14 protein-coding genes are annotated in these 15,001 nt (G+C 63.7%); 8 read left to right on the top strand and 6 right to left on the bottom strand.

The window, feature by feature from the left end:
• Nucleotides 1-173: 173 nt before the first annotated feature.
• The 4 genes from rplI to rpsF form a co-directional block, all read right to left on the bottom strand.
• Nucleotides 174-737, bottom strand: a complete 564-nt coding sequence (rplI, locus tag DC522_RS17330; RefSeq protein WP_116529926.1) for a 50S ribosomal protein L9 — start codon at nt 735-737, stop codon at nt 174-176.
• Nucleotides 738-762: 25 nt separating this feature from the next.
• On the bottom strand, nt 763-1,725 hold the full coding sequence (locus tag DC522_RS17325; protein WP_116529925.1) for a DUF2232 domain-containing protein: 963 nt from the start codon (nt 1,723-1,725) through the stop codon (nt 763-765).
• A gap of 126 nt (nt 1,726-1,851) precedes the next feature.
• Nucleotides 1,852-2,112, bottom strand: coding sequence for a 30S ribosomal protein S18 (rpsR, locus tag DC522_RS17320; RefSeq protein ID WP_036353512.1), 261 nt, complete (start codon nt 2,110-2,112; stop codon nt 1,852-1,854).
• Between the two features lie 2 nt (nt 2,113-2,114).
• Complete coding sequence (gene rpsF / locus DC522_RS17315) at nt 2,115-2,510, bottom strand: 30S ribosomal protein S6 (RefSeq protein WP_116529924.1); 396 nt, start codon at nt 2,508-2,510, stop codon at nt 2,115-2,117.
• A 1,041-nt stretch (nt 2,511-3,551) separates the two neighbouring features.
• Here rpsF and DC522_RS17310 point away from each other — a divergent pair.
• The 5 genes from DC522_RS17310 to era all read left to right on the top strand — a co-directional run bounded on the left by DC522_RS17310 (nt 3,552) and on the right by era (nt 7,304).
• The gene (locus DC522_RS17310; RefSeq protein WP_116529923.1) at nt 3,552-4,310 is read left to right on the top strand and encodes a pyridoxine 5'-phosphate synthase; all 759 of its coding nucleotides are present in this window, start codon (nt 3,552-3,554) and stop codon (nt 4,308-4,310) included.
• Nucleotides 4,307-4,738: a holo-ACP synthase gene (gene acpS, locus DC522_RS17305; RefSeq protein ID WP_116529922.1), complete on the top strand. Its 432-nt coding sequence runs from the start codon at nt 4,307-4,309 to the stop codon at nt 4,736-4,738. Before DC522_RS17310 ends, acpS begins: the two co-directional genes overlap by 4 nt.
• A gap of 195 nt (nt 4,739-4,933) precedes the next feature.
• Nucleotides 4,934-5,689, top strand: a complete 756-nt coding sequence (gene lepB, locus DC522_RS17300; RefSeq protein ID WP_116529971.1) for a signal peptidase I — start codon at nt 4,934-4,936, stop codon at nt 5,687-5,689.
• A gap of 3 nt (nt 5,690-5,692) precedes the next feature.
• Nucleotides 5,693-6,403: a ribonuclease III gene (gene rnc, locus DC522_RS17295; protein ID WP_116529921.1), complete on the top strand. Its 711-nt coding sequence runs from the start codon at nt 5,693-5,695 to the stop codon at nt 6,401-6,403.
• Nucleotides 6,390-7,304: a GTPase Era gene (gene era / locus DC522_RS17290; protein WP_116529920.1), complete on the top strand. Its 915-nt coding sequence runs from the start codon at nt 6,390-6,392 to the stop codon at nt 7,302-7,304. Before rnc ends, era begins: the two co-directional genes overlap by 14 nt.
• A 26-nt stretch (nt 7,305-7,330) precedes the next feature.
• Here the strand turns inward: era and DC522_RS17285 are convergent, their stop codons facing one another.
• Both DC522_RS17285 and DC522_RS36005 read right to left on the bottom strand, forming a co-directional pair.
• The gene (locus DC522_RS17285; protein ID WP_116529919.1) at nt 7,331-9,082 is read right to left on the bottom strand and encodes a methyl-accepting chemotaxis protein; all 1,752 of its coding nucleotides are present in this window, start codon (nt 9,080-9,082) and stop codon (nt 7,331-7,333) included.
• Between the two features lie 143 nt (nt 9,083-9,225).
• Nucleotides 9,226-11,043 carry an OmpA family protein gene (locus DC522_RS36005; RefSeq protein WP_245444259.1) on the bottom strand — a complete coding sequence of 606 codons (1,818 nt, stop codon included), beginning with the start codon at nt 11,041-11,043 and terminating at the stop codon, nt 9,226-9,228.
• A gap of 197 nt (nt 11,044-11,240) precedes the next feature.
• On the opposite strand from DC522_RS36005, the gene recO reads away from it, so the two are divergent.
• The 3 genes from recO to DC522_RS17255 all read left to right on the top strand — a co-directional run bounded on the left by recO (nt 11,241) and on the right by DC522_RS17255 (nt 14,901).
• Nucleotides 11,241-11,972, top strand: a complete 732-nt coding sequence (gene recO, locus DC522_RS17265) for a DNA repair protein RecO (RefSeq protein ID WP_116529915.1) — start codon at nt 11,241-11,243, stop codon at nt 11,970-11,972.
• A gap of 67 nt (nt 11,973-12,039) precedes the next feature.
• Nucleotides 12,040-14,286 (top strand): DNA topoisomerase IV subunit A, encoded by a 2,247-nt coding sequence (gene parC, locus DC522_RS17260; protein WP_116529914.1) that lies wholly within the window; start codon nt 12,040-12,042, stop codon nt 14,284-14,286.
• A gap of 3 nt (nt 14,287-14,289) precedes the next feature.
• Nucleotides 14,290-14,901 carry a glutathione S-transferase family protein gene (locus DC522_RS17255; RefSeq protein ID WP_116529913.1) on the top strand — a complete coding sequence of 204 codons (612 nt, stop codon included), beginning with the start codon at nt 14,290-14,292 and terminating at the stop codon, nt 14,899-14,901.
• Nucleotides 14,902-15,001 lie beyond the last annotated feature (100 nt).

The raw sequence follows: 15,001 nt of genomic DNA, 5'->3' as shown, positions 1-15,001 counted from the left end.
CAGGCTGTCCTCGCTGTCCTCGATTCTCACAAGCGCATCTTTTCGCCGGCTCCTCCGCTTGACTCCTGGACAAGCCGGAACGCCAACGAAAAACGCTCCCCATCGAATCGATGGAGAGCGCTCATTTTGGAACAAAACATGAACCAGAGCAAGGCTCAGGTTCGCGTCAGGTCTTAGAGCTCCACGTCGCCGGCATCGGCCAGAGCAGCGCCGACTTCGAGGCCGAGGTCGTCGAGGTTGGTCTCTTCGCGGGCGGTGACCGCCTCGCCGCGAGCCTGACGCTCAGCTTCCTCAGGGCTGCGGGCGATGTTGGCCGTCACCGTGACCTCGACCTCCGGATGGAGGGCGACCGGCACGGTGTGCAGGCCGAGGGTCTTGATCGGAGCGTTGAGAACGATCTGGTTGCGATCAACCGTGAAGCCGCCCTGGGTCATCACTTCGGCAAGATCGCGGGTCGAGACCGAACCGTAGAGTACGCCCGTCTCGCCGGACTGGCGGAGGAGGACGAAGCTCTGGCCGTTCAGCTTCTCGGCAACGGCTTCGGCTTCCTTCCGGCGCTCGAGGTTGCGGGTCTCGAGCTGAGCGCGCTGCTGCTCGAAATGCTTCTTGTTGGCCTCGGTGGCGCGCAGAGCCTTGCCGCGCGGCAGGAGGAAGTTGCGGGCATAGCCCGAGCGAACCTTAACGGTTTCGCCCATCTGGCCGAGCTTTGCGACGCGCTCGAGAAGGATCACTTCCATCGGTTTTCTCCTTTAATGTTCGTGATCAGGTTGAAGGGGTTGGCGGTTGGTTCGGCCTGTTGCCGCCGAAGCGGCGGCGAAGGCCGAAAATCGTGTCGGCAAGGCCGAAGAGGGACAGGGCCGCGATCATGATGCCCTGCGTCAGGAAGAGCAGCACGTAGAGCCCTGCCAGAATGAAGCCGCGTCCCGGCTTGCCCTGGGTGCGCTCATGAATGGCGGCGAGGCCCTGCAGGGTGAAAGCCATGAGGAAGGCGCCGAAGATCGCGTAGCCGAGGGCGCCGATGAAGCCGTTGAACTGGACCAGGACGAAAGCCAGGATAGGAGCCAGCAGAGCGGAGCGCGGCATCGCGAGTTCCGGCATTGGAGGCCAGGGGCGCGGCAGGCGCTTGGATACGGAGACGACCTTCGCCGCGAGCCAGAGATAGAAGGCCAGGAACGTCGTGAAGCCGAATGCGGACAACGCGGGTGTCGCGGTGGCAAAGGCATCGATCATGGCTTCACGAGCCTCCTGACTGCCTTGCTCGGGGGCTTCGAAGAACATGTCGACAAAGGCTTCCGAGATCTGGCGCGACTTGGCCTGGAAGGTGCTGTAATCGCCGTCGGACGAAATGATGCCGGTGGCCACGATGGTGAGAGCAGCTGTAGCCGCGACCCAGGCCAGGAGGCGTCCGACCGGGTACCATTCCATCGTGCCTTCAGCCGTCGGGCGTCCCAGCAAGGCGAGATAGGCGAGCCACCAGGCGGGCAGGCCGGTGATGACCGCAAAGCCGAGGGCACTGACGGGCGAGGCGGTGAAGACGGCAATCGCAAGCGCGCCGACGAGCGTCGCTACGAGTCCGGAACGATGGTTCCAGCCGAGTGAGACGATCAGGACGGGGACGGGAGCGAGCATGTACAGCACGGCAGCAAGCGGCGTCGCTTTGACGACCACCACTGTCAGAAGGGCCGATACGAGGCCCGCGCCGATGCCTGTTGCGATAAAATTCATGGTTCTCGCTGTCCCGCTGCTCGCTGGCAGGGTTAGGGGCCCTTTGCCCCAACTGAGCCGGCGGGGTTTCACCGCCGGGCGAAAAGTGGAAAAGCGGGCTGCGCGAGGCAGCCCGCTGAAGGCTTATTAGCGGATCACGTAGGGCAGCAGGCCCAGGAAGCGGGCGCGCTTGATCGCCTGGGCGAGCTCACGCTGCTTCTTGGCCGACACGGCCGTGATGCGCGAAGGAACGATCTTGCCGCGCTCCGAGATGTAGCGGGACAGGAGCTTCGTGTCCTTGTAGTCGATCTTCGGCGCGTTCGGGCCCGAGAACGGGCAGGTCTTGCGACGACGGAAGAAGGGACGACGGCCGCCGCCAGCAGCGCCACCAGTAGCACCAAATGCCATGATTAAGCCTCCTCGCCTTCGCCTTCGAAGCCGCCATCGCGCTCACGGCGCTCGCGGTCCTTGCGCTCGTCACGGTCGCGCTTCTGCATCATCACGGACGGCTCGGTCTCGAGCTCGTCGACCTTGATGGTCATGAAGCGAAGGATGTCTTCGTTGATGCGCATCTGACGTTCCATCTCGGCCACCGCAGCTGCGGGAGCGTTGAGGTTGAACATCGTGAAATGCGCCTTGCGGTTCTTCTTGATGCGGTAGGCGAGGGACTTCACGCCCCACATCTCGGTCTTCTCGATGTTGCCGCCGTTCTGCTCGATAACGCCCTTGTACTGGTCGACCATTGCTTCGACCTGCTGGGGCGTCACGTCCTGGCGAGCCAGGAAGATGTGCTCGTAGAGAGGCATAGTGGGCCTTTCTCAGGTTTGAGGTTCAGGCCTAAGCACGACTATTTAGAAGTGTTCAGGCCGGTTTCGCGCGTCCGATCGGCGCCAAGCCCTTCGAGCCTGCAAGGCCCGAGCGGTTGTCGAAGGCGGAGACACGGGACGACGGAGCCAAACCCCTATGCGGCAAGCCGCACCGTCCGTTCAGCCCCCGGCCGGAGCGAACGCGAAGCGGGGGCTATAGTCGATTTGGCCTTGGATGGCAAGAGAGATGAGAGGCTGCGTCCGCACTTCCGGCCCTCCGCGTGTGTTCGCTCCATCCAGCCTCCTCGTCATGGCCGGCCTGGACTTGTTCCGGGGATTGTTGCGGCCATCCCGATGCGGATAAGCGCAGCGCTTCCGTAAAGCGGGATCACCGGCACGAGGCCGGTGATGACGTGAGGGAGCGCGTCATTCCTGTCGGGGCGTCGTTTCCCTTCCGTCATGGCCGGGCTTGTCCCGGCCATCCCCGTCTTGAGCCCGCAGCGCTTCCAAAGGCATGGATCCCCGGGACGAGCCCGGGGATGACGAGGTAGAGGTGGAGAGCTAGATTGCGCAGGAGAATGTTCTTTCTTTGTTCTTGACTTTGGTCCTAAGCTGAACTATGTTGCGTTTGTCCCGACCCGCTGGGGGCGCGCTCGCGAGGCGTCGTGACTGCGGGGTCGGGAGCGGTCTCGTGTGTGGGTCCAACGTAGACCCATGCGACGGGAGGCCCAGGCTGTGCGTCTGGACTCAGGATTGGTCGCAGGCCGCCCGCTGAAAGCGATGCGGTGTCCGCCTGCGGCAGTGGCTGAGCCAGCGTCGCCTGTCCGCCTAAAAAAGCCGTGCGCGAGGAGCCGCCTGGCTCTTCACACACCTCAGACCTCGAGCCGGACCGCTCCTCGCGCCCCCTCGACCGCCAAATCTCGGGCCGACACGCCGCGAGGACACTTCCGCTTGGCTCTTTGGCATTCATCCAGGGCTAAGTGGGTCTCAGCCTGGGTTCAGGGCCTAGGAAATGAGCGGCTCTCTGCTACAAACAGGCTTATGAAAGCACCTCCTCTTCGCCTTGGCGTCAATATCGACCACGTTGCCACTGTCCGGAACGCTCGGGGCGGGGTTCATCCGGACCCGATCCGGGCCGCCCATATGGCCGTGCTGGCTGGTGCGGACGGGATTACGGCCCATCTTCGGGAGGACCGGCGGCATATCCGCGACCTGGATATGGAGCGCCTGAAGCGCCAGCTCTTCGTGCCGCTCAATTTCGAGATGGCGGCGACGCCCGAGATGATCGAGATCGCGACCCGCATCCACCCCCATGCCTGCTGCCTCGTGCCGGAAAAGCGGGAGGAGCGGACCACGGAAGGGGGGCTCGACATCATTGGCGGCGCTTCCCATCTGCGTCCGATGATCCAGCATCTGAAAGGTCAGGGTATCCGAGTGTCCCTGTTCGTCGAGCCGGAAATCGAGGTCATGGACGCCGCCTGCGACCTGGGCGCGCCCGTGGTCGAGCTCCATACCGGCACCTATTGCGAGGCCGTCGCCGCAGGCGATGAGGCCAAGGTCGCTCACGAACTGGAGCGCCTGCGCCGCGCCGCCGCCCATGGGGCGGGGATCGGCCTGGAGATCCATGCCGGTCATGGGCTTGCCCTCGACTCGGTTCGCCCTGTCGCGGCCATTCCGCAGATCGTGGAGCTGAATATCGGCCATGCTCTGATTGGCGACGCCATCTTCATGGGGCTCGACGAGGCCGTGCGGGCCATGCGGGCCGCCATGGACGAGGGAAGGGCTCAGGTGGCCCCATGATTCTGGGCATCGGATCGGATCTCTGCGACATCCGTCGGATCGAGCGCTCCCTCGAGCGCTTCGGCGACCGGTTCACCCACCGCATCTACACGCAGGGCGAGCGGGCCCGCAGCGACCGCCGCGCGGCGCGAGCGCCCTCCTACGCCCGGCGTTTCGCCGCCAAGGAAGCCTGCGCCAAGGCCCTCGGGACGGGCTTAAGCCAAGGTGTGTTCTGGCGGGACATGGAGGTGGTTAATCTGCCGAGCGGCCGCCCGACGATGCGGCTGACCGGCGGGGCCCTTGAGCGGCTGCGGAAGATGACGCCGGAGGGATATGAGCCGGTCGTCCATGTCTCCCTGACCGATGATCCGCCCCTGGCTCAGGCCTTTGTGATCATCGAGGCCCTCCCCATAGCCGAGGCGTCCGCGTTGCGGCAAGTCCCGCCATAGGATAGAGCATGGCCCTGAGCGGAAGGGCGGGCGCTGAGATCCCGCGCCGGCTGCTCGGATCATCGAGAGCGGTTTGCACTTGAGGCAATGAAGTGCAAACCGCTCTCGACTTTGCAACAACAACGGCGGCCTCAAGTCGCCACGTTCCTCAAGCATAGGTCGATCGACGTGAGCGACAACGCCAAGCAGCAAACCATGGGTAGCACCGTGAAGAAGAAGGAAGAAGAAGGCCTTTGGGAAACCATCAAGGTCATCATCCAAGCACTTTTGATCGCGGTGGTGGTCCGCACCGTCCTGTTCCAGCCTTTCAATATTCCCTCGGGCTCTCTCATCCCGACCCTGCTGATCGGCGACTACCTGTTCGTCTCGAAATACGCCTATGGCTACTCGAAGCACTCGATGCCCTTCAGCCCGCCGGTCTTCTCAGGCCGCATCTTCGGTTCCGAGCCGAAGCGCGGCGACATCGCGGTGTTCAAGCTGCCGAAGGACAATTCCACCGACTACATCAAGCGCGTGGTGGGTCTGCCGGGTGATCGCATTCAAGTGATCGCCGGCGTTTTGCATATCAACGGCCAGCCGGTTCAGCGCGAGCGTGTCGAGGATTATAAGACAACCGACGAATACGGTCGTGCCACTGCCGTGCCGCGCTACAAGGAAACCTTCCCGGACGGTTCGAGCCACTTTGTGATCGAGCTGAAAGGCGATCGGGCCTATTGGGACAACACGGATGTCTACACGGTGAAGCCTGGTCATTACTTCATGATGGGCGACAACCGGGACAACTCCACCGACTCCCGCGACGAAGCGAATGTGGGTCAGGTGCCGGCCGAGAACCTCGTCGGCCGAGCGGAGATCATCTTCTTCTCCATCGACGAAGGCGCGTCCCTGTTCCGGTTCTGGGAATGGCCGCAGCGCATTCGCTGGGATCGCATGTTCGAGCGGATCCGTTAAGCCGTGGCCCGTCGCAAGCCGAACTATGACGAGTTGCTGAAGAAGCTGGAATACCAGTTTCAGAAGCCCGAATTTCTCGATGAAGCGCTCACCCATGTGAGCGCCCCCAAAGCGGGCGGGCAGAGCTATCAGCGTCTCGAATTCCTAGGCGATCGCGTGCTTGGGCTCGCCATTGCCGAGACGCTCTACAAGACGTTCCCGAACGCCCCCGAAGGCGAGCTCTCACGCCGCCTCGCGGAGCTGGTGCGTCGTGAGAGCTGTGCCGAGATCGCCGTTGCCTGGGATGTCGGACCCTACCTGAAGCTCGGAGCGGGCGAGGCGCATTCGGGCGAGCGGCGCAACCCGACCATTCTGGCGGATGTGTGCGAAGCCGTTATCGGTGCCGTATTCCTCGACGGCGGCTATGAGGCTGCAAAAGGTCTCGTGGAGCGCTCCTTCAAGGCGCTGCTCGAAGCTCCGCGCCGTCCGCTGCGCGATCCGAAGAGCGCGTTGCAGGAATGGGCGCAGGGACGTGGTCTGCCGCCGCCGACATATACCGTCGCCGAGCAGACAGGCCCCGATCACGCACCGAAGTTTCGCGTGATGGTGAAGGTGAAGGGCACGGAAACCGAATTCGGGCACGGCACATCGAAGCGTATTGCGGAACAGGCGGCAGCGCGTAGTCTTCTCCTCAGAGAGGGCGTCTGGACGGAGGACGAGCATGGAACAGTCTGAGCCGACCAACACCAAGGCGGGTTTCGTCGCGCTCATCGGCGCGCCGAATGCGGGCAAGTCGACGCTGCTCAATGCGCTCGTGGGCTCCAAGGTTTCCATCGTGTCGCGCAAGGTTCAGACGACGCGCGCTTTGGTGCGAGGCATCGCCATGGAAGGCGATACACAGATCGTGTTCGTGGACACGCCCGGCATCTTCAAGCCGAAGCGGCGCCTCGACCGCGCCATGGTCACATCGGCCTGGGGCGGAGCCGGGGACGCAGATGTCGTCGCTCTGCTGCTCGATGTCCGCAAAGGCGTCGACGAGGAGGCCGGGGCTATCCTCGACAAGTTGCCCGAGCTGAAGCAGCCGAAGGTGCTGATCCTCAACAAGATCGACCTGATCGAGCGATCGAAGCTCCTGGAAATGGCCGCGAAGCTCAACGAGAAGGTGCCCTTCGCCCATACCTTCATGATCTCGGCCCTGAATGGTGACGGCATCAACACTCTCAGGAGTCAGCTCGCTGCCATGATGCCCGCAGGTCCCTGGCTCTATCCGGAGGATCAGATTTCCGACGCGCCGCTGCGCATGCTCGCGGCCGAGATCACCCGCGAGAAGATCTACGAGCGCCTGCACGAAGAGCTGCCGTACCAGTCGACCGTCGAAACCGACCAATGGCAGCAGCGGCCGGACGGCTCCGTGCGCATCGAGCAGACGGTGTTTGTGGAGCGCGACAGCCAGCGCAAGATCGTGCTCGGCAAGGGCGGCCAGACCATCAAGGCCATCGGCCAGGCCGCACGTAAGGAGATCGCCGAGATCGCGGAGGCTCCCGTGCATCTTTTCATCTTCGTGAAGGTGCGCGAGAACTGGAGCGACGATCCCGAGCGCTACCGCGAGATGGGATTGGAGTTCCCGAAGGGCTAAATCGTTTAATGCTTATCGCGCTCTTATCAAGCCCGGTAAGCCGTTCTCAACCCGCCCCAATGACGCCCGAGGATGCGGATCGGCGTGTCCACTTCCTGCATCATCACGATCTTCCCGCCGCCCATGTCGCGGGCATAGGCCTGCACGATGAAGGGACGTGTCGAGCGGGCGGCCGTGATGCCGGCGCGGTCATCAAAGATGCGTTTGTTTCGGCAGTTGGCGGCGTTCCAGACCGGATCGTTCGCGCGCTGGACTTGCGAGTAGATTCGGTTGTGGACCGGGATGTAGCTGTTGCGGTCGATGGCGAGACAGAAGGCCATCGTGGCGTCTGACGCCAGCACCTTTTCGAGCACGAACGGCAGAATTTTCTCGAATACGGGAAGATATGCGGTGCTGTACTGCGCGGGATTGGTGTCGGGCAGCAGCCGGTAATCCGTATCGAAGACGGCATCGCGCGAGACGCTTCCGTCCTTCACAGCCTGCTCGATGAGAGCCTCGACCTGACGCGCGGCTTCCTGGGCCAGCAGGATGCGCGGTTTATAGCTCGCCTCGACCTGGGCGACAAAACCCTCGATACGGCTGCGGCTTTCTGCCGTGGGATGATCGAAGGCGCAGTGAAGGCCCATGGGGCTTGAAGCGACGATCCGAATGCCAATGCGGCCCAGCTCCCGCGTCTCGATCTCAGCACGCTGGCCGGGGGGCATACGCATCGTGTCGGTCGCAGCCAAAAGCACGCCGCCAGTGCTGATGTCGATCAGTCGTGAGGTGGTGCTGTTTGCGCCGATGCGGATCGTGGCGGGGCGCTCGACAGGAAAGCGATCGGATTGCCGCCTGTCGCCGAGTTCGCTCTGGCGAATGACGGCGACGAAACGCTGCCCCAAGGCCTTGGCCAAGGCATCCGCCGTCTTCGTGGCCTGATCGGCTTGGTTCGCGCGCTGGCTTGCATCGAGAGAGATGGTATCCACGTCGCCCGCACGATCGCTGACCTCGCCCACGCTGCTCGACGTGACGCTTGCGAGGCGCGAAACCTCATCGATGGCCGCATTCTGCTCGCTGACCGCTTGGCGCACCGTGTCGAAGACAGGACGGACACCCTGCACGACCTCAACGACCGATGTCACGGTGCTCGTGGAAGCCTCCGCCGTTTCGCGCAAATGGTCGATGCGCCGGCGGATGTTGTCGGCGGCCTTGGCGGTTTCTGTCGAGAGGGTTTTCACCTCGCTGGCGACGACTGCAAAGCCACGCCCGGCTTCGCCTGCGCGGGCTGCCTCGATGGTGGCGTTCAGCGCGAGAAGATTGGTCTGTCGTGCAACGGCGGAAATCGTATCGACGATGCCGACGATCTCAGCGGTCGCTGCAGATAGCTGCGTAATGAGAGCACTCGCCCTTTGCGCCGCCTGAACTGCGCTGTCGATCTGCTCGCTCGCGTGATCCATCGCTCGGCCGATCTCGGAAGCCGTCGTGGCGAGTTCCTCAGTCGAGGAGGCCAGCGAGAGCGTCTCGCTCGAAGCCGTACGTCCTGAAGCTGCGAGGTCCGCTGCATGCGTGCGGATCTCGGCCAAGTCCTTCTCCACCGCCGCTACGTCAGCAGCGGCCACGGCAATGGCTTGGGTGACCCCCTGGATCGCCTTCAGCAAATCCGCTTCCAGCGAGTTCACGACCTCTACATCCCGCTTCCTGTCGCTCACGGGTGTGGGAGTGGGCGCAGCCAACGGCTCGGGGGCCGCAACGTCTTGAGGAGGTTCTTGAGGCGTGTGGCGTCGCAGAAGACCGAGCATTGTCCCGTTCTTATGATTGTTGATTCCCTAACGTCATTGTGGTGATTGAAGCCTGCGCGAAGCTGGTGGCATGCAAACACGATCACCCGGCGATGAGGCCTCATCGCCGGGTGATCGTGTTTCAAGAATTCCAGCCGCGTGTGTTACTGCTGGTTTTGCCCCTGCAGCAGCGGCGTGATGCGGCGGAGGGTGACGCGACGGTTCTCCTGTTCGGGGCCCTGCGTGTTCACTTTCAGATACTGCTCACCGTAGCCTTGGGTGGTCAGGTTCTCGGCGGGGATCTGGAACTGCTGCGTCAGAATCGTCGCAACCGTTTCCGCACGGCGATCGGAGAGGGTGAGGTTGTCCTCGTCCGCGCCAACCGCATCGGTGTGACCTTCCACGAGGAAGATCTCATTCGGGTTGCGGGAGATGGCCTGACGCAGACCTTCGGCGATGACACTCAGAGCGTTCACCTGATCCGGCGGCAGCTCCCAGGAGCCGAACTCGAAGTTGATCGTATCCAGGTCCACGCGGCGCATGCGCTCACGCAGCGGCTGGCTGCGGCGGACCTCGTCGAGGGTATACGCGCGCTCGATCCGCTCCACCGGTGGGGCCGTGAAGGCTTCCACGATCTGCCTCGGGGAGGCGCGTTCCGTTTCCACGATGTACTCCTCGCGCGGGATGCGCACCGTGGGCGGCGGCAGCCTGAGCACTTCCTCTTCCACGTAGCCATAGCCGGGACGCACGCCGATGCCGCTGCGGCGGTTCTCGATGAGAACGACCTCGCGACCGGCAGGCTCTCGCCTCACGCGACGGATGAGATTGCCGTATTCGTCGCGCACCGTGACAATCTCCGAACCGTCGGGCCGACGAACGATGGTGACCTCCTCATTGCCGCTGCGACGTTCCACGCGGACATCATCGGCACCGTAGATGCGGCGGAAGCGTTCCGTTTCGTCGTGGCGGATGATGATGTCGTTGCCCTCGCGGACAATCGTGCGGTTGCCGGGCTCCTCGATGATGACGCGGGTTCCCTCCCTGCGCTCCCGACGCTGCGTGCGCAGATCCTCGATACGCACCCGCGATGGATCGAGCGGCTGCTGGGCTGTCTGGGGCGTTGCGGGGGCCGGGGCAGCGGCCGCCGGCGGCTGAGCACGGGGAGCCGCGGGAGCTGCCGGAGCTGGCGCAGTCTGAGCCGGAGCAGGGGACGTCGGCGCAGGCTGCGTGCGGGGTGCCGGAGCCTGCGTCGGAGCTGGAGCCGGGGGTGTAGGCTCGGTGCGCGGCTGTGTTGCCGCGGGCGGAGTGCGGCGCTGCTCACGTTCGGGCTGTGGAACGTCGCGGGGGCTCGGTGCGGTCCGAGGCTGAGCTGGTGTTGGCGGCGTCGCAGGCTGCGCGGCGGGCGGCGTCGCAGGACGGGCCGGGGTTTCGGGTTCCTGCTGACGTTGGCGCTCCGCCGGGCGCTGGTCACGCTCCTGAGCGCCGGGGCGGGCAGGACGTTCCGGCGTCTCTGCCGGTGGACGAGCCCGCTCGGCAGGGGGCAGTACAGGGCGAGCCGGGGTAGCCGGTTCCGCGCCGGAAGGCGGTGTCGGGCGCTCGGGGCGCTGCTCTTGGCGTTCGGCCGGCTGGCGCTGCTCGCGACCCGGGCGCTGAGCCGGTCGCGTTTCTTCATCGGGGCTTGTCGCACGGGGCGGGCGCGGCGCCTCCGGGGCTGCTCCCTGACCACCGCCACGCTGGGGACGTTGGCCGCCTTCCTCATCCGCCCCGCGCCGCTCCTGACGGCGCTGCTGGCCGGGAGGGGCCTGCTCATCCTGTCCCTGCTGTCTTTGACGGGCTCTCGGGGGCAGCTGGGTCGGGTCGCCCGGATCGGCCTGAGCCACGGTGATGGGAGTTGAGTTCTGCGGCTGAAGCGCAGAGGCATTCGCCGACATCATCATCAGCGGGAGAGCGGTACTCGCAAGCAACAGGTTGGTAATTTTCATGATACTCGATTCACATTCTGGGATTTAAGCTGATCGTGAATGCCAAGGTGCCTCTTTGGTTCCATTTTGGGCATTCCGGGTCTTTGGAAATATCTTAACAATTTCGCCCGATGCTCTTGGAAAACATGGCAAAAAGCCCGCTGAATGCTTACATCTGGGCTTCAGCCGATTGGGCTTAAAGAAAGCACCCGCACCCGATGCACTGGACCGATGAAGGCGTCGTTCTCGGCGTCCGCAAACATGGCGAGACGAGCGTCATCCTCGAGCTGATGACGCGCGAGCACGGCCGCCATTCGGGCCTCGTCCATGGCGGCCGCTCGAAGACCCTTCAGGCGGTGCTCCAGCCGGGGAACACCGTGCAAGCCACTTGGCGGGCGCGGCTCGATGAGCATCTCGGCAATTTCCAGGTCGAGGGATTGAGCCTGCGGGCCTCTCGTCTCATGAACTCGTCCATGGCGCTCTACGGCCTCGCTGCCCTGGCGAACCTGCTCCGCTTCGTGCCGGAACGCGATCCGCATTTTGCTCTCTACGAAACCTTGAGCGTTCTGGTGGACCACCTGGACGACCCGGACCTTGCCCCCGCACTCTTCGTACGGTTCGAGCTCGCCATGCTATCCGAGCTCGGCTTCGGGCTGGACCTATCCTCCTGCGCGGCGACAGGCACTGAGCGGGACCTCATCTATGTGTCCCCGAGAAGCGGGCGGGCGGTGTGTGCGGCGGCGGGAGAGCCCTACAAGGATCGCCTGCTCAAGCTCCCGGGTTTCCTGATTGGCCAGACAAAAGCCAACCGCCCGAGCGAGAGCGAAATCCAGGCTGGATTTGCACTCACGGACTTCTTCCTGCATCAGAACGTGTTCGCCCCCCAGGGGCAGCGGGCGCCGGAGGAACGGGCGCGTTTCGTCGCACTCGCGACAGCTGGGGATGAATAGGGTCTGTTTCTGTTATGTTCTCGTTTCAGGTGATAAAGAAGCGATTCGCTATTGAGGAATTCAGGTAATGGGTAAGCCGGTCAATCCACCGTCTGGCGGCGAGATCGAGAACATCAATCTCAAGGACGCCTTGGAGGAGCGCTACCTCGCATACGCGCTCTCCACCATCATGCACCGTGCGCTGCCGGACGCGCGAGACGGGTTGAAGCCCGTCCACCGCCGCATCCTGCACGCCATGCGGCTGTTGAAGCTGGACCCGAAGTCCGCGCCGAAGAAATGCGCCCGCATCGTCGGCGACGTGATGGGTCAGTATCACCCTCACGGTGACCAATCGATCTACGATGCACTCGTGCGCATGGCGCAGGATTTCGCCCAGCGCTATCCGCTGGCGGACGGGCAGGGCAATTTCGGCAATATTGACGGCGATGGCGCTGCCGCGATGCGCTACACCGAAGCCAAGCTGACGGAAGTCGCGCGCCTGCTCCTGGAAGGCATCGATGAGGATGCCGTCGATTTCCGCGAAACCTACGATCAGGCCAACGAAGAGCCAGTGGTGCTGCCCGCCGCCTTCCCGAACCTGCTCGCCAACGGCTCGCAGGGCATCGCGGTCGGCATGGCCACCTCCATCCCGCCGCATAATGCGGCGGAGCTGTGCGATGCCGCGCTGCATCTCATCTCGAAGCCGAATGCGACCTCCGAGCAGCTGATGCAATTCGTGCCGGGGCCGGATCTTCCGACCGGCGGCATCATCGTCGACACGCCGGCTTCCATGGCCGAGACCTACAGCACCGGCCGCGGCTCGTTCCGCGTGCGCGCTCGCTGGCATAAGGAGGATCTCGGGCGCGGCAACTGGCAGATTGTCGTCACCGAAATCCCGTACGCGGTGCCGAAGTCACGCCTGATCGAGAAGATTGCGGAGCTGCTGCAAGAAAAGAAGCTGCCGCTGCTCGCCGACATTCGCGATGAATCGGCTGAGGACATTCGCGTGGTTCTCGAGCCGCGCGCCAAGACGGTCGATCCGATCATTCTCATGGAGTCGCTCTTCAAGCTCACCGAGCTTGAAAGCCGCATTCCGATGAACGTGAACGTGCTCGCCGGCGGCAAGGTGCCGAAGGTGTTGAGCCTGGCCGAATGCCTGCGCGAATGGCTCGACCATCGTCGCGAGGTGCTGATCCGCCGTTCGAAGTTCCGCCTCGCTGCCATCGACAAGCGCTTGGAGATCTTGGGCGGCCTGCTCATCGTCTATCTCGACCTCGACCGGGTGATCAAAATCATCCGCGAGGAAGACGAGCCGAAGGCGGAGCTGATGCGCGTCTTCAAGCTCACCGAGGTTCAGGCCAACGCCATTCTCGACACGCGCTTGCGCTCGCTTCGCAAGCTCGAAGAGATGGAGCTCAAGCGCGAGCAGAAGAACCTCCAGGACGAGAAGGCCAAGATCGAGGAGCTGCTCGGCTCCGAGAAGATTCAGTGGAAGGCCGTTGCCGCCGACATCAAGGAGGTTCGCAAGACCTTCGGTCCCGACACGGCTCTCGGCAAGCGGCGCACCACCTTCGCCGAGGCGCCGGACACCTCCGAGATCGACTTCGCGGAGGCCATGATCGAGCGCGAGCCGATTACGGTCATCGTCTCCGAGAAGGGCTGGGTGCGTGCCATGAAGGGGCATCAGGAAGATCTCTCCGCGCTGCAGTTCAGGGGCGACGACAAGCTCAAGACCGCCTTCTTCGCCGAGACCACGTCCAAGATCATCGTGGTGGCGAACAACGGCCGCTTCTTCACGCTCGATGCGTCGAAGCTTCCGGGCGGTCGCGGCTTCGGCGATCCGATCCGCCTGATGGTGGATCTGGAAGAAGGCTCGGACTTCATTGCCGCCTTCCCGTACAAGGCGGGCTCGAAGCTCCTTGTCGTGAGCTCCGACGGACGCGGATTCATCGTGCCCACCGACGAGGTCACGGCGAACACGCGTAAGGGCAAGCAGATCCTCAACCTCGATGCACCGGCGACCACGGTCGTCTGCACCGATGCTCAGGGCGATCACGTCGCGATCATCGGCGAGAACCGCAAGCTCCTGATCTTCCCGGTAAAGCAGGTGCCGGAGATGACCCGCGGCAAGGGCGTTCGCCTGCAGCGCTACAAGGACGGCGGCGTCTCCGATGCCAAGGTCTTCACGCTGAAGGAAGGCCTGACCTGGAAGGATACGTCCGGCCGCACCTGGACCGTCGCCAAGGAAGACCTGCGCGACTGGATGGGCGACCGCACCGAAGCAGGCCGCCTGCCGCCGAAGGGCTTCCCGAAATCGAACAAGTTCGGTGAGTGATTGATGCTGAACCTCGTGCTCTACGGGAACCGGGAGTCAGGTCATTCCTATAAGGTGAAACTGGCTCTCACGCTTCTCGGGCTCGAGCACGAGTATCGGCCCGTCGATCTCACGATCGAACGCAACAACAGGCCTCCCGATTTTCGGGAGGTCAGTCGTTTCGGCGAGGTTCCGGTCCTCGTCACAAATGGTGAGCCTCTCGTTCAGTCGAACGCGATCCTTATGCATCTTGCGCGCGTCACCGGACAGTTGCGCGGCGAATGCGATCCCGACCGCACCGTCGAATGGATGTTCTGGGAAGCGAACCGGATCACCTTCTCCATCTCCAATCTCCGCTTCGCGCGACATTTCACGAAGGATACACCGCCTGACGTGATCGCCTGGCACAAAGCCCGCGCCAAGGCCGATCTCGACCGGCTCGATGAGGAGTTTCGAGGCAAGGATCAGTTCCTACTCGGCTCGACGATCTCCATCGCCGATATCGCCTGCTGCAGCTATCTCTTCTGGCCCGAGCAGACAGGCCTTGATTACAGCGCATGGACCCATGTGAGCGCGTGGCTCGACCGCGTCCGCGCCGTGCCGGGCTGGGCGCATCCCTATCAGCTTCTTGTCTGACGATTACCCGCTATCCTCGATCCGCCGTTCCGCCGGTTGTCTCGGTCGGGTTCTGCAGGTCGGCCGGGGCGGGCCCGCGCTCGCCGGCGCCGCGCTCCAG

Origin of the sequence: Microvirga sp. KLBC 81 (assembly GCF_003075415.1) — a bacterium.
In the GTDB taxonomy this organism is placed as follows: Bacteria; Pseudomonadota; Alphaproteobacteria; order Rhizobiales; family Beijerinckiaceae; genus Microvirga.
This window is presented reverse-complemented; position numbering and strand designations above follow the sequence as displayed.